The following is a 14,273-nucleotide window of genomic DNA, read 5'->3' as shown; positions in this document are numbered from 1 at the left end:
TCATAGAGAATGTTCGCTCTGCAATGAATGGCCTTACGCCATCAAAGCAACCATCAAAGCCTTCTGGGCATGTAGACGGTTCTCAGCCTGATCAAAAATGACGGAGTTGGCACCGTCGATCACGCCTTCGCTAACCTCTTCGCCGCGGTGGGCTGGAAGGCAATGCAAGAACAAGTAATCCGGCTTCGCCGCCTTCACCAGCTCCTCATTCACCTGGTAGTCCGCAAAAGCGGCTTCCCGCTGAGCCTGCTCCTCTTCAAAGCCCATGCTTGCCCATACATCCGTATAGATCACGTCCGCATCCTTCGCGGCTTCGAGCGGGTCTTGGGTGATCGTGATTTTGCCGCCTGTTTGCGCCGCGATCTCCTCGCTCAGCTTCACGATGCTGGCATCCGCTTCATAGCCCTTCGGACTGGCCACGGCCACATGCATGCCCATCTTGGCACCCCCGATCAGGAGCGAATGCGCCATGTTGTTGCCATCGCCGATAAAGGCCATCTTGAGACCTTTCAGCTTGCCTTTGTGCTCCAGCACGGTCTGCAGATCAGCCAGCACCTGACATGGATGCGCCATGTCGCTCAGGCCGTTGATAACCGGAATGGAGGCATATTTCGCCAAATTGACCACGTTGTCGTGCCCGAAGGTACGAATCATCAGGCCGTCCAGATAACGGGACATCACCTGTGCCGTATCGCTGATCGGCTCGCCGCGTCCAAGCTGAATATCGTTTTTGCTTAAAAAGAGTGCATGTCCGCCCAGCTGGAACATCCCAGCCTCGAACGACACCCGCGTCCGTGTGGACGACTTCTCAAAAATCAATCCGATCGTCTTGCCTTTCAGCGGCTGATAGACTTCGCCGTTCTTCTGCTTGCGTTTAATCTCGATTGCCGAATCGAGCAAGAACTGAATCTCTTCCGTAGAGTATTCGTCCAGCTCGATCATATCCCGCCCTTTCAGGCTTAGTTCCTTCACTTGTCCGCTTGCGGCCATATCCTTCAGTCCTCCTTAACCATGCTGTTATTGTCCAAAATGCTGCTGTACGATTCTTCTATGCTTGGCTAACCGCCGTATGCTCATGTATAAGTTCCGTAACGATCGATACCGCCTGGTCGATCTCTTGTTTGGTAACGTACAGATTCGGAAGCAGCCGGATCACATTCGGTCCTGCTGTTACGAACAGCAGCCCGCGGCTCTGTCCCTTCAGTACCAGCTCGCCAACCGGTTCAACGCATTCGATGCCGATCAGCAGGCCTTTCCCCCGGATCGCCTTCACAAAAGGATGGCCGCCTAGACTCTCATTCAGCTTCGTCATCAAATATTCTCCGGCTTCGGCCGCGCGCTGCGGCACGTTGTCCTCCAGCATCGTCTCAATGGTGGCCTGGATGACGGAGCTTGCAATCGGTGTGCCGCCAAACGTCGTTGCATGGCTTCCTGCCGTAAAGGCTTCGCATAGGTAAGCTTTACCCAGCATCGCGCCGACCGGGAACCCGGAGCCGAGTCCTTTGGCCACGGTGAAAATATCCGGCTCAATGCCGTAATGCTCGTGCGCAAACAGCTTGCCGGTCCGGCCCATGCCTGTTTGCACCTCGTCCACGATCAGCAGCAATCCGTTCTTCTTGCACAGCTCGGTAACGGCTTGCAGGAACTCCGGCTCCACCGGATGCACGCCGCCCTCCGCCTGCACCATTTCGATCATGATGGCGGCGGTGTTGTCGTTAATGGCCGCTTCCAGTGCCGGAAGGTCATGCAGTGGAACGCTTTTGAAGCCTGCCGGAAGCGGAAGAAAGCCTTCCTTTACCTTATCCTGGCCGGTTGCCGTCAGCGTAGCCAGCGTCCGTCCATGGAAGGACTGGGTAAACGTAATGACCTCGTACCGTCCCGTTCCCTTCACCTTCTGATGGTAGCGGCGCGCCAGCTTAATGGCGGCTTCGTTCGCTTCTGCCCCGCTGTTACAGAAGAAGACCGCATCCGCGCAGGTGTTGGCTGTCAGCAGCTCGGCTGCTTTTTCCTGACCCGGAATGTGGAACAGGTTCGAGACATGCCACAATTCATCCAGTTGGGCCTTCAGCTTCTCTTTCACCTTTACCGGAGCATGGCCGAGGTTCGTTACCGCCAGACCGGCCATAAAATCAAGATATTTGTTGCCTTGATCGTCCCATAACCAGCTGCCCTCCCCTTTGACCAGGGCGATTGGATATCTGGCGTACGTCTGGAACAATGAGCTTTCATTAGCTGCTTTGATACCGCCTACTGCTGTTTCTTTTCCCATGACCTTCACACACTCCTTTGCATATAGACAAAACAGATTCATGAATATTCCTGAACTCTGACACCCCTGACACCACTTCGCATGTGGATTGTTCTTCCGATCGCTGTTGCCCCCAAATTTTTATTGAAATGGTTGCAACGGTTAAAATCCGGGGGCAAAGGCGACCGCGTTGCTTCTCCAGAACAATTCCACCTTCTCCGTTGAAGCCGCTCTATTCGTACAAACTCAAATCTAAATCTACATCCGCACGATGCGCGTTCCCAGCACTTCGCCTCCAAGCACCCGGCTCAGTACATTCGGTTCGCTTCCGTCCACGATGACAACCTCGCTCACTTTGCCGTGAATGCAGCTGATGGCCGCTCTGACCTTCGGTATCATGCCGCCGTAGATTTCACCTGTCCCGATCATGTCCTCGATCTCCTGCACCGTCACGGTTGGAAGCACCCGCTTCTCGCCGCCCGATCCCTTCATGATCCCGGGCACGTCGGTGACCACGATCATCCGGTGTACCCCCAGATGGGAGGCCACGGCACCAGCTGCCGTATCGGCATTGATGTTGTAGCGCTGACCGGACGGATCCACCCCGATCGGTGCTACCACAGGCATGTAGCCCATCTCCAGCACACCGTTCAGAATCGACGACTTCACCAACGTCACATCGCCGACCCAACCAACCTCCGCGTGGTTCGTCACCGGTTTGGCCTCGATCAGTCCGCCGTCCGAGCCGGACAAGCCGATAGCAGCGCCGCCCACGCTTTGAATCCGTCGTACAATCTGTTTATTGATGGTGCCCGCAAGTACCATCTCCACGACGTCCAGCACATCCTCCGTTGTCTTGCGCAGCCCGTTTACAAACTCGGTCTCGATGCCGAGTTTCTCCAGGTTGCCGGAGATGGCGGGTCCGCCGCCATGCACGATAACGGGGTTGACTCCCTTTTGCTGCAGATCCTTCAAATCCTCGAAGAAGCTGTCAGGAAGCGCAGCGAGCGTGCTGCCGCCGCATTTCATCACGAACGTATCCGCACCTGATGTTTTAACCGGCAACGTATCCTTCTGATCGATCGTGCTCTTCATATCCGTCTCCTCCGTCCCACTGAATATTTATCTACGTACGATAAGCCGCATTAATGCGGACATAGTCATAAGTTAAATCACAGCCCCAGGCCGTAGCCGACCCATTACCGATATGCAGCTTCACGTCAATATCCACGGTGTCGCCCTGAAGGTAAATCAGAGCCGCATCCTCGTCAAACGCAACGGGTCTTGACTGCTCCAGCACCGAAATCGGGCCGATGGCAATATCGACCGTCTCCGGATTAACCGGACGGCCCGCACGGCCGACAGCCGCAATAATGCGTCCCCAGTTGGCATCTGCGCCGAATACGGCGGATTTGACCAGGCTGGAGCCAATGATTGTCTTGGCGATCGCTTGCGCGTCATCGTCGCTTTCGGCACCGTCTACGCGAACCTCGATCAGGCGGGAAGCTCCCTCTCCGTCACGAGCGATCGCCTTTGCCAGCTGCTGGCATACATAATGGAAGCCGGCTGCGAATGCATCCCAATCCGGATGCTCCGGCGAAAGCATGTCGTGTCCCGCCAGGCCGCTGGCCATCGCAACCAGCATGTCGTTCGTGCTTGTATCGCCGTCTACCGTAATCATATTAAAGGTCAGGTTGGTCGTTTGGCGCAGCAGCAGCTGCAGTGCTTCCTGACCAATGACCGCGTCCGTCGTCATAAATCCGAGCATGGTCGCCATGTTCGGATGAATCATCCCCGACCCCTTGGCCGTCCCGGCGATGGTCACCTTCGTACCGTTAACTTGTACCGTGACGCAGGCTTCTTTTTTCACGAGATCGGTTGTCAAAATTGCTTGGCTGAAGCTTTCAGCCCCTTCGCTTTCTCCGCTGAGCCTTGCAGGCAGGCCGGCGATACCTGAGGAAACGCGGTCCATCTTCAGCAATTCCCCGATGACTCCGGTTGAGGCGACGGCCACATCGTTCTCTTCCAGACCGATTTGCGCAGCCGTATTGGCACGCATCGTGTAAGCATCCTCTTCACCCTGCTTGCCCGTACAGGCGTTGGCATTCCCGCTGTTGACGACGATCGCGCGAAGCTTGCCGTCCTGCAGGCTTTCACGCGTCACCTTCAACGGTGCCGCTTGGAACAGGTTCGTTGTATATACAGCAGCCGCCACGGCAGACACATCACATACAATGACGCCCAGGTCGTTACGGTCGGTTTTCTTAAGTCCACAGTGAAGTCCGGCAGCCTTGAAGCCTTGCGGCGTTACGATACTGCCCCCATCGATAATCGAAAAGATATTTTCTCCCATGTTTGTATCCCCAGCCGCTTACGGATAAATTGGCGTAAACGTAAGTCCGAGGCTCTCCTCCCATCCCATCATCAAATTCAGGTTCTGAATCGCCTGACCGGCTGCACCCTTCACCACATTATCAATGACCGATATAATGGTCACTCTATTCGTACGTGCATCCACCGCAAATCCGATATCGCAGTAGTTGGACCCGCTGACTTCTTTTGTCGCAGGCCATACGCCCAAGTCGCGGATTCTCACAAACCGGCGGTTCTTGAAATACTGGCGATACAGTTCGATGAAATCCTCTTCCGTGTAAGGACCATTCAACGTGGCATACATGGTGCTCATGATTCCCCGCGTCATCGGAACCAGATGGGTCGTAAAGGTAACCGTGATCGGTTCGCCCGCGACCTGAGTCAATACCTGCTCAACCTCGGGAATATGCTGGTGTTTATTCACCTTATAGGCTTTGAAGTTCTCGTTGATCTCGGCATAATGCGTCGTCAGGCTCGTTCCCCGTCCTGCACCGGACACGCCGGATTTGGCATCGATAATAAGGGAAGAGGCATCAATCCATCCCGCGCTGATTGCCGGAATGAGCCCGAGCAGCGTTGCTGTCGGATAACAGCCCGGATTGGAGATGAAATCTACATCACGGACCTCTTCGCCAAACACTTCGCATAGACCGTATACGGCCTTTTCCAACAGTTCCGCACTCGGAGCCGTGTGTTTATACCACTGTTCATAAACAGCTCCGTCCTTCAAACGAAAATCCCCCGAAAGATCTATGACCTTCAGGCCTGCATCCAACAGCTCCGGCACCAGCTTGGCACTGACGCCCGAAGGCGTAGCCGCGAACACCAAGTCTGCCACCTTAGCGATTTCCGCTGGATTGACATCATCCAGGTTCCGCGTCATGATATTCGTCAAATGCGGAAAACCGTCCGATATCGGTACGCCTGCAGTCGATGAAGAGATTACCGATGTAATCTCAACACGCGGGTGTGCTTGCAGCAAGCGGATCAGTTCCACGCCACCGTAGCCGGTAGATCCAACAATAGCAACTCTTACTGTGTTTGTGTCCGTCATATCCTCATCCCTCTCCCCAAGGAACAGTTGAAGGACCTTATGCAAGGTCCCATTCATCCATCCTTCATCTCTACGCCATGCTCATCCGTTTAACTACTTCCGATCGATTCACCTTGACTCCTGAACTCTGCCCTTGATGTGATAAGATATAGAAATCAAGTGACTGTTGATGCTCTTGATATGGCTTTCCATCGTAAGGCAATCAAGCTTGTATAAATCTTGTTTAAGAAGTCTTCTGTCTCCTGCGTTAAAACGACGCTTTCGTCATAGGTATTCATTGACTTTATCCGTCTCATAAATATGTATTATTATACGACCGTATTTATATAAATACAATGGATTATTCAAATTTGGTCCCAAATGCATGAGAATTCCATGTTCATCCAATGGCTAATAAGCGGATTCAAATTCTTCTTTTAGAATGGAATATAATTTAAGGTCCCAATGCTGACCTTTGATCTTGATCCCCTTCCTCAATGTTCCCTCATAAGTCATACCGATCTTCTCCATGACACGCTGAGAGCCGATGTTCCCTTCTATGCAACGAGCTTGGATGCGCACAAGATCCATTTCGCCAAATCCGAGTTTCAGTAAAGCGGAGGCCGTTTCCGTCATGAGCCCTTGTCCCCAACAATCCCGCGCGAGTACATAACCGATCTCGGCACTCTGCTGTTCGGGCTTCCACCATACAAAATCCACCGTCCCGACCAGACGCCCGTTCTCCTTCAGCTCGATCCCCCAAGGGGCAATATCATGCTTGGCATACTGGACCAGTATAAACTGGATGAATTTCTTGCTGTCGTTGATGGAGCGGTGGGTATCCCATGTTACGTACTTGGCAACCTCCTCATCAGAGGCATAGGCATTCATATGTTCCGCATCCTGCATCGATATTCTGCGAAGCCGCAGACGCTCGGTTTCCAATACCGGCAAATTAGCGTAGATCTGTTCGATTTCCATAATCTCCTACCCCCTGAACAATATTAGATACCATTATATGCTCTTTACTAGAAAAATAAAGAAAAATTCAAGGTCATCGATCAGCCCCCTACTTAAAAGTCGACGATCGACGCACTTCACAGATGACAGACCGCGTTTAGAGGACGTTTTGCTTGCGATTATCGAATGGTTAGCTTCGCTGAAACCTTATCGATTCTACAGTTCCACAAAAAAAGAGACGGTGATATACACCGTCTCTTCAAGTGCCGAGAACCTCTCGACACCGCTTTTATTGGGTTACGCCTTGATATTACGGAAACCTTCACCCAATACCTCATGGGCATTGCTAATGATGACAAACGCATTCGGGTCCACCGATTGTACCACCGTTTTCAGACGGGGAATTTCACTCTGCCCGACGACAACCATCAGAACCGTCCGGTGTTCGCCCGTATAGCCTCCCTCTGCAGTCAGCTTGGTTAGTCCACGGTCGAGATCCTCGAGAATCGCCTTGGTGATCGGCTCCGTATGATCGGATATAATGTAAGCTACCTTCGTGAAGCTAAAGCCCAGCTCAATCGCATCAATCACTTTGCCTGTCACGTACAATCCAATGAGTGCGTACAACGCCTGCTCCAGCGACAGCACAAGGGCTGCCGAAGAGATCACAATCGCATCCAAGAGCACGACACAGAGGGAGAAGCTGAGCCCGCTGTATTTTTGCAGGAGCTGGGCCACGATGGTCAATCCACCGGTTGATCCCCTGCCGCGATAGACAAGCCCCATCCCGATACCGACGCCGATCCCGCCATAAATGGAAGCCAGGAGCGGATTGGAGGTTGGAATCGGCCAGTCCTTGGTCAAAAAGACGAACAGCGGCAGAATCACGCTTCCCAGCAGGGAACGGATGCCGTAATCGCGTCCAAGCAGCCAAAAGCCAAGCACAAACAAAGGGATATTCAGCGCCCACTGTGTGAAGGCCGGTTCAATCCCGAGCCACGCTTGCGCAAGAACAGACAATCCGGACACGCCGCCTGAGGCGATGTGGTTGGGCAGGAAAAACAGATTAAATGACAGCGCCATAATAAAGGAGCCGATGATAATAAAAACGGCGTCCACCGTTTGCCGAAGCGGACCGTTGATCGGAATCAGGGGTTCTCTTTTTCTTTTGTTAATCGATGGATTACCAGCGGATTGCGCCATAGTTCTTCAAATCTCTCCTCAACGTCCTACTCGACTTTCTGCTTGATCTGACTGCGCAAGTATCCATCGATAAAAGCATCCAGATCCCCGTCCATGACGGCTCCTATATTGCCGGTCTCCACCTGTGTACGATGGTCTTTCACCATGCTGTACGGATGGAATACATACGAACGGATCTGGCTGCCCCATGCGATGTCGGACTGCTCGCCGCGGATTTCCGCCAATTCCTTCTGCTGCTCTTCGATCTTGCGCTCATAGAGCTTGGAACGAAGCATGGTCATTGCACGCTCACGGTTCTTGATCTGGGACCGTTCATTCTGACAGGTTACGACCACACCCGTTGGCAAGTGAGTGATCCGTACGGCCGAGTCCGTCGTATTGATATGCTGACCACCGGCACCGCTCGCACGGTACGTATCAATCTTCAGGTCCTCCGTGCGGATGTCCAGTTCAATCTCATCGTTAATCTCCGGAACGACGTCACAGGACACAAATGAGGTATGGCGACGGCCCGAAGAATCGAACGGAGAGATCCGAACCAGGCGATGCACCCCTTTTTCAGCCTTCAAATACCCATATGCATTGTAGCCCTTAATGAGCAGCGTCACGCTCTTGATTCCCGCTTCATCCCCAGGCAAGTAATCCAGCGTCTCCACCTTAAAGCCGCGTTTCTCCGCCCAGCGCGTGTACATGCGATGCAGCATTTGGCCCCAGTCCTGCGACTCGGTACCTCCCGCGCCCGGATGCAGCTCAAGGATGGCATTCATTTTATCGTAAGGCTGGTTCAACAGCAGTTGGAGTTCAAACTCTTCCACACGCCCAACCAGATCCTTGATGGTCTCTCCGATTTCTCCTGCAAGCGAGTCATCGCCTTCTTCATCCGCCAGCTCAATCATCACGACGGCATCATCGTAATCCGCTTGCAGCTTCTGATATTGATCCACGGATGACTTCACGGCATTCATCTCGGTAATAAGCGCCTGAGCTTTCTCATTGTCGTCCCAGAAATCCGGGGCTGCCATCTTCTCTTCAAAGTTCTCAATCATCTCCTGCTTTAAACTTAAGTCAAAGAGACCCCCTAAGATTGGTTAGTTTCTTGCTGATTTCACGCAGGTCCTGCTTCACACTTGGATCGATCATGTTTCCTCGTCCTTTCTTATCTACACGTAATAATTTCAGTATACCCTCTCCAGCATGGAAAACGTTCCATTTTAGGAGAAAATCCACGTCACATCGCTTCACAACATGTTTCGCTGTTTATTCAGATAAACTCCCTTAAGCGCAGCAGTGAATTCGGATCACGGTGGAATAGACCACAATCACCCGGTTCATCTGCCGCTCTTAAGGGAGTTGAAAAGTCGCCCATAACCTGGACGGGCTATATAAGGATTATCGAAGTTTGTTGTGATGCTGAACAAATTCGATCATCGCAAGAAAAATATCCTCTAAACGCGGTCTTACTCTAAAAAGGCACGTCAATGGATGCTTTTCTTATATTCATCACCATTAGGCTGGATCGCTTAAGCGTTCTGTCCATGGCAGTGCTTATACTTCTTGCCGCTGCCGCAAGGGCATGCGTCGTTCCGGCCGATCTGTTCAGCCACTTGGACCGGACGCTTCTCTGCAGGTTCGCTGCTGCTGTTCGTGGAGACTTTATTCTCGTCCACAACCGCTTGGCGCTCCTGATTCGTCGCGATTTGGGCCTTCATGATGTAGGTCGCAACTTCTTCCTGGATCGTCGCGATCATGGCATTAAACATCTCGAAGCCTTCGAATTGGTATTCGCGAAGCGGATCGGTACCGCCGTAAGCGCGGAGGTGGATACCTTGACGCAGCTGATCCATTGCATCAATATGATCCATCCACTTGCTGTCCACCGCACGCAGGACGATAACTTTTTCGAACTCGCGTACCATTTCTTCGCCGATGGCTTGCTCACGCTCTTCGTACTTCTTCATGACGCGATCGAAGATGTACTCCGTAAGCTCTTCGGCTTCTTTACCCCACAGATCTTCGCGGGTAACGGCACCCTCGTCCAGCAGTTTGCTGTTCACGTAGTCTGCCACTTCCTGCAGTTCCCAGTTCTCCGGAATGTCATCGCTGCAGTGAGCCTGCACCACACGATCAATGACCGGCTTGATCATCTCTACAACGATTTGCTTAATGTCTTGGGACTCCAAAATCTCACGGCGCTGCTTGTAGATGATCTCACGCTGCTGGTTCATGACGTCATCGTATTGAAGAACGACTTTACGCATATCGAAGTTGTTGCCTTCTACCCGCTTCTGCGCGGATTCAACCGCACGGGTAATCATTTTGCTCTCGATCGGCTGATCTTCTTCAAATCCAAGACGCTCCATCATATTCAGCACGTTGTCCGTACCAAAACGTTTCATCAGCTCATCGCCAAGGGACAGATAGAACTGAGTTGATCCCGGGTCACCCTGACGACCGGCACGGCCGCGCAGCTGGTTATCGATCCGGCGTGATTCGTGACGCTCCGTACCGATAATGTGAAGTCCGCCAATATCCTGTACGCCTTCACCAAGCAAAATATCCGTACCGCGTCCCGCCATGTTCGTCGCGATCGTTACCGATCCCGGCTGTCCGGCGCGCGAGATGATTTCCGCTTCCTCCGCATGATACTTCGCGTTCAGAACTTTATGCTGGACGCCTTTGCGCTTCAGCATTTCAGACAATCGCTCGGAGTTCTCGATGGACACCGTACCCACCAGAATCGGTTGGTTCTTTTTATGGCGCTCAACGATCTCGGCTACTACCGCCTTAAACTTGCCTTCTTCGCTCTTGTAAACCACATCCGGCATGTCAATACGCTGATTCGGTTTGTTCGTAGGAATTTGCAGCACTTCAAGACCGTAAATCTTCTTGAATTCTTCTTCCTCCGTCTTCGCCGTACCGGTCATGCCCGCCAGCTTGCGATACATCCGGAAGTAGTTCTGGAAGGTAATCGTTGCAAGAGTCATGCTCTCGTTCTGAACCTCAATGCCTTCCTTCGCTTCGATCGCCTGGTGGAGACCGTCGCTATAGCGGCGTCCAGCCATCAGACGACCCGTAAATTCGTCAACGATGACCACTTCGTCATCGGTAACGACATAATCCACATCGCGGCGCATGATGACGTTCGCTTTCAGCGCTTGTACAATGTGGTGGTTCAAGGTTACGTGGTTATGGTCATACAGGTTGTCGATCCCGAAGGAACGCTCCGCTAGCGCCACGCCTTTTTCGGTTAAGGCCACGGATTTGACCTTAATGTCTACCGTATAATCCTCTTCCGGAGTAAGACGCTTCACGAAGCGGTCAGCTGCAAAATACAGCTCGGTCGATTTCTGAGCTTGTCCCGAAATGATGAGCGGCGTACGCGCTTCGTCAACCAGGATGGAGTCCACTTCGTCAATGATACAGAAATAAAGCGGACGCTGAACCATCTGCTCTTTGTAGAGGACCATGTTGTCCCGCAGATAATCAAAGCCGAACTCATTGTTCGTCCCGTACGTAATATCGCAAGCATACGCCTGCTGTTTATCCGGGTGTTCCATACCGCTCAGGTTAACCCCGACCGTCATTCCCAGGAAGTTATATATTTGCGCCATCTCTTGGCTGTCACGCTGTGCCAAATAATCATTGACGGTTACCACGTGAACACCTTTGCCAAGCAGGGCATTTAAGTAAACCGGCAGCGTACCTACAAGGGTCTTACCTTCTCCGGTCTTCATCTCTGCAATTCTGCCTTCGTGGAGGGCCATACCCCCGATTAACTGCACGTCATAGTGACGCTTGCCAAGTGTCCGTCTGGAAGCCTCACGAACGGTCGCAAACGCTTCAGGCAGCAATTCCTCCAGCGTCTCCCCCTTCTCGATCCGCGCACGGAACTCTTCGGTTTTGGCTTGCAGCTGCTCATCGGAGAGCTTCTCAAAATCCGGTTCCAGTTTGTTGATTACATCGACCGTCTTCATGAGACGTTTGACATCACGCTCGTTGGTGTCGCCGAAAATCTTTTTGACAAGTCCTAGCATGGTTAACCCCTTTCGTGCAAAACAAGTGATAGAATCAACTTCATTAAATGCCAAAGGGTTAAATGATGAAATCGATTCATTGATTCCTTATGATGGTCCCATTTCATGCAGGCTAAAAAGCCCGTCCCATAAAATGAGGGTTTGCATAAATTGTAACAGTTTGTAAGGGATGCCGCAACAATATGTGCTATTACAAGAGGTGTCTGTTACGCGAAGCCTTACTCTATGAGACGCGGAAAGGCTCAAAAAAGTTGCGTGGAGCATTTACCCAGTCATAATCAATGGAAGTATATTCATTTCGCGAATGAAACTCTACATCTAAATGGGTGCCAAATAATCATGTCTCATTGTCCGAAAATAATAAAGAACTTCGCCCCGGAACTATCGCTGAATCGTGGCTAACCGAACGTTAATCTTCTTATATAGGAAGTCCTCAAGACGTTGTACCTGAAGCTGTTTAAGAAACGTTCCCGAAGTCCCCTATGAGCCATGTCATTAAAATAATGGTTGCACTATTCAGCACACTTCGATGGGCTTACCATCAAATGCCAGCGTCTTTACGATGCCTACCGCGTCGAAAACGTATATATCCAAATAAAGAGCCCCACCCGCTTACACGGATGAAGGCTCATCTTACATTTCAATTTCATTTACCGTTTTAAAATTCGAATCAGGTCCAGCTGCTTCTGCATTCCGCTTGGAATATTACTAAAGCTTAGTCCCGCTCGATCAATCCGTACTTGCCGTCATCACGCTTGTAAACGACATTTACTTCTTGTGTGTCAATGTTGGAAAATACAAAGAAATTATGGCCTACCATGTTCATCTGCAGGATCGCTTCTTCCACGTCCATTGGCTTCATGGTAAAACGTTTCGTACGGACAACTTCGTAATTGTCCTCGTCATACTCGACTTGCTCTGCCTCCATCTGACTGGTTGCTGCTCCGTTCGCCGCAATGAGCGTCTTCAATCCGCCCTCTTGCTTGATCTTACGGTTCAGCTTGGTTTTGTGCTTGCGAATCTGACGTTCCAACTTGTCCACAACAGCGTCAATGGAAGCGTACATATCGTCGCTTCGGTCTTCCGCACGCAGTACCACGCCTGTGAGCGGAATGGTTACTTCCACTGTGTGCAATCCTCGAATGACATTTAGTGTGACATATCCTTCGGAGGTGGGGGGTGCATCAAAATACTTATCTAGCCTGCTGAGTTTCTTGTCAACATAGTCTTTCAAAGCATCGGTCACTTCAATTTGTTGACCTCGGATAGTGAATTGCATTGGGCACTCCTCCTTTGCACCTTCATTATAGCATTTTGTTAAGGCTATGTAAAAAGTCAGAATTGTGAATTTTAGCACAATATATTCAAGGGGATTGCGCACAGAAAAAAGACTCCGGACGAACCGGAGTCTTGGGCTAGCGAATCTCGAATTGTTAACCATCTATACCGTTTATGTAGGTCGGCTGTGCCGGGATGATTATAATTTGATTACGTTAGCTGCTTGCGGGCCACGAGCGCCTTCAACGATCTCGAATTCTACGGATTGTCCTTCTTCCAGAGTCTTGAAGCCCTCGGATTGGATCGCGGAGAAATGTACGAATACGTCGCCGCCGTCCTCAGTCTCGATGAAGCCATAACCTTTCTCTGCGTTGAACCATTTCACTTTACCTTGCATGCACTAACATTCCCTTCATTGTCAAATAAAGTGTGACACTAATTGTCCACATTTCCGACTATAGCACCCGACTTATCCAGTGTCAATTACCAAGGAAAAGGTTTTCTTTTGCAAAAAAACCGGAAAAATGTCGACTTGGCTTCAGGCCTGAGTTGGCGGGCGAAAATAGTTTGCGGACAAAATAGGTTTAGGGTTATTTACCCGGTGAGGAAGGGGGTGAACCACAGAATTTTGCAAAGGCTATTTTTTGTTTTTTCTATAAAACGAACGCATTTCTATATATCAGAGCTTTAATAGAAGAGAAAGGATCCTCATATTCGAGATGATGAAGATCCTTCTCTACTAAATTGGGTCTTAAAGGTTACAAAGCCGCTTTTGTTACGTAACTGGACCAATCACCTAAATTAACCCCATTAATCGCACGAATACGATAGGTCTGTCTAACACCTTTTACTAGACCTGTATGAATATACGTTTGTTGATCACCAACATAAAAAGAATGACCATTGATATCAAGTTCGTACTCGCTTGCATTTCCTATTGCACTCCAGGTGATCGTATTCTCGCCAACTCCAGAAGTAACAGTAATAGTTGGGGCACTTAAAGTAGTCCTAAAAGTAAACGGATCACTCCAGACGCCATCCCCACCTGCATTCTTCCCACGAACACGAATGGTATAATCTTGATCCGGTTGAAGGGAACTCAGTGTAGCTGTCGCCGTTGTTGGTGACGTCACAATCGTTCCGT

Annotated in this window: 12 protein-coding genes; all 12 read right to left on the bottom strand. The window is 51.0% G+C overall.

Annotation, left to right across the window (positions count from 1 at the left end; all coding sequences use genetic code 11):
- Positions 1–33 precede the first annotated feature (33 nt).
- The gene (argF, locus tag OHJ21_RS30505) at positions 34–990 is read right to left on the bottom strand and encodes an ornithine carbamoyltransferase (RefSeq protein WP_100540910.1); all 957 of its coding nucleotides are present in this window, start codon (positions 988–990) and stop codon (positions 34–36) included.
- Positions 991–1,048: 58 nt separating this feature from the next.
- Complete coding sequence (argD, locus tag OHJ21_RS30500; RefSeq protein ID WP_486022091.1) at positions 1,049–2,269, bottom strand: acetylornithine transaminase; 1,221 nt, start codon at positions 2,267–2,269, stop codon at positions 1,049–1,051.
- Between the two features lie 237 nt (positions 2,270–2,506).
- Positions 2,507–3,343, bottom strand: a complete 837-nt coding sequence (gene argB, locus OHJ21_RS30495) for an acetylglutamate kinase (RefSeq protein ID WP_394059633.1) — start codon at positions 3,341–3,343, stop codon at positions 2,507–2,509.
- A gap of 31 nt (positions 3,344–3,374) precedes the next feature.
- Positions 3,375–4,601, bottom strand: coding sequence for a bifunctional glutamate N-acetyltransferase/amino-acid acetyltransferase ArgJ (argJ, locus tag OHJ21_RS30490; protein ID WP_486022088.1), 1,227 nt, complete (start codon positions 4,599–4,601; stop codon positions 3,375–3,377).
- Positions 4,602–4,619: 18 nt separating this feature from the next.
- Entirely contained in the window at positions 4,620–5,675 is a 1,056-nt protein-coding gene (gene argC, locus OHJ21_RS30485) for an N-acetyl-gamma-glutamyl-phosphate reductase (protein WP_326114728.1), read from the bottom strand.
- Between the two features lie 390 nt (positions 5,676–6,065).
- Positions 6,066–6,635 (bottom strand): GNAT family N-acetyltransferase, encoded by a 570-nt coding sequence (locus OHJ21_RS30480; protein WP_486022086.1) that lies wholly within the window; start codon positions 6,633–6,635, stop codon positions 6,066–6,068.
- A 276-nt stretch (positions 6,636–6,911) separates the two neighbouring features.
- Complete coding sequence (locus tag OHJ21_RS30475) at positions 6,912–7,817, bottom strand: YitT family protein (RefSeq protein WP_100540915.1); 906 nt, start codon at positions 7,815–7,817, stop codon at positions 6,912–6,914.
- A 26-nt stretch (positions 7,818–7,843) separates the two neighbouring features.
- Positions 7,844–8,957, bottom strand: a protein-coding gene (gene prfB / locus OHJ21_RS30470) for a peptide chain release factor 2 (protein WP_486022084.1) whose coding sequence is annotated in 2 segments (ribosomal slippage) — positions 7,844–8,884 and positions 8,886–8,957 — 1,113 coding nt in all. Because the reading frame shifts where the segments join, the coding sequence is not laid out codon by codon here.
- A 380-nt stretch (positions 8,958–9,337) separates the two neighbouring features.
- Positions 9,338–11,851, bottom strand: a complete 2,514-nt coding sequence (secA, locus tag OHJ21_RS30465) for a preprotein translocase subunit SecA (RefSeq protein WP_100540917.1) — start codon at positions 11,849–11,851, stop codon at positions 9,338–9,340.
- A gap of 715 nt (positions 11,852–12,566) precedes the next feature.
- Positions 12,567–13,130 (bottom strand): ribosome hibernation-promoting factor, HPF/YfiA family, encoded by a 564-nt coding sequence (gene hpf, locus OHJ21_RS30460; RefSeq protein WP_100540918.1) that lies wholly within the window; start codon positions 13,128–13,130, stop codon positions 12,567–12,569.
- Positions 13,131–13,328: 198 nt separating this feature from the next.
- Positions 13,329–13,526 (bottom strand): cold shock domain-containing protein, encoded by a 198-nt coding sequence (locus OHJ21_RS30455; protein ID WP_009594275.1) that lies wholly within the window; start codon positions 13,524–13,526, stop codon positions 13,329–13,331.
- Positions 13,527–13,887: 361 nt separating this feature from the next.
- The coding region (locus tag OHJ21_RS30450) for a fibronectin type III domain-containing protein (protein WP_486022081.1) at positions 13,888–14,273 on the bottom strand (386 nt) is incomplete at its 5' end.

Origin of the sequence: Virgibacillus sp. LDC1 (genome assembly GCF_025792345.1) — a bacterium.
Classification (GTDB): Bacteria; Bacillota; Bacilli; order Paenibacillales; family Paenibacillaceae; genus Paenibacillus_AQ; species Paenibacillus_AQ lautus.
The sequence above is the reverse complement of the archived record's forward strand: the minus strand, read 5'-3'. Positions and strand labels throughout refer to the sequence as shown.

Bases quoted from the DNA above. Each gene is read 5' to 3' on its own strand.
- OHJ21_RS30480 (WP_486022086.1), bottom strand. From the start codon at position 6,635: ATGGAAATCGAACAGATCTACGCTAATTTGCCGGTATTGGAAACCGAG.
- argJ (WP_486022088.1), bottom strand. From the start codon at position 4,601: ATGGGAGAAAATATCTTTTCGATTATCGATGGGGGCAGTATCGTAACG.
- argB (WP_394059633.1), bottom strand. From the start codon at position 3,343: ATGAAGAGCACGATCGATCAGAAGGATACGTTGCCGGTTAAAACATCA.
- hpf (WP_100540918.1), bottom strand. From the start codon at position 13,130: ATGCAATTCACTATCCGAGGTCAACAAATTGAAGTGACCGATGCTTTG.
- secA (WP_100540917.1), bottom strand. From the start codon at position 11,851: ATGCTAGGACTTGTCAAAAAGATTTTCGGCGACACCAACGAGCGTGAT.
- argD (WP_486022091.1), bottom strand. From the start codon at position 2,269: ATGGGAAAAGAAACAGCAGTAGGCGGTATCAAAGCAGCTAATGAAAGC.
- argC (WP_326114728.1), bottom strand. From the start codon at position 5,675: ATGACGGACACAAACACAGTAAGAGTTGCTATTGTTGGATCTACCGGC.
- argF (WP_100540910.1), bottom strand. From the start codon at position 990: ATGGCCGCAAGCGGACAAGTGAAGGAACTAAGCCTGAAAGGGCGGGAT.
- OHJ21_RS30475 (WP_100540915.1), bottom strand. From the start codon at position 7,817: ATGGCGCAATCCGCTGGTAATCCATCGATTAACAAAAGAAAAAGAGAA.
- OHJ21_RS30455 (WP_009594275.1), bottom strand. From the start codon at position 13,526: ATGCAAGGTAAAGTGAAATGGTTCAACGCAGAGAAAGGTTATGGCTTC.